This is a genomic window from Collinsella sp. AF04-24 (assembly GCF_003465685.1).
Lineage (GTDB): Bacteria > Actinomycetota > Coriobacteriia > Coriobacteriales > Coriobacteriaceae > Collinsella > Collinsella aerofaciens_AP.
Genome location: NZ_QSBK01000051.1, coordinates 1 through 234, shown reverse-complemented (window position 1 = coordinate 234; position 234 = coordinate 1). Strand labels below are relative to the sequence as shown.

Sequence of the window (234 nt, the reverse complement as noted above, 5' to 3'; positions counted from 1 at the left end):
CATCAGGGACGGGCTCGCGCGCGGGCTCTCCCCGCAGCAGATAGCGGCGACGACCCCCGGGCTCAGCGCCTCCACCGTCTACAGGTGGGTGGACGCCGGCTACGACGGCATGACCAACATGGAGCTCAGGCGCAAGGTCGGCTACAGGCCCAGGTCGCACCGGGCCCCGAAGAGGGCGACGCCGCACTCGCCCCGCAGGTCGCACGCCGCGTTCCTCGCCCTCGGCGAGGACGC

General features: G+C 73.5%; 1 pseudogene. It reads left to right on the top strand.

Features of this window, described 5'->3' with window-relative positions:
* Positions 1–234, top strand: a pseudogene (locus DWV32_RS10465) (IS30 family transposase); the annotation flags it as partial.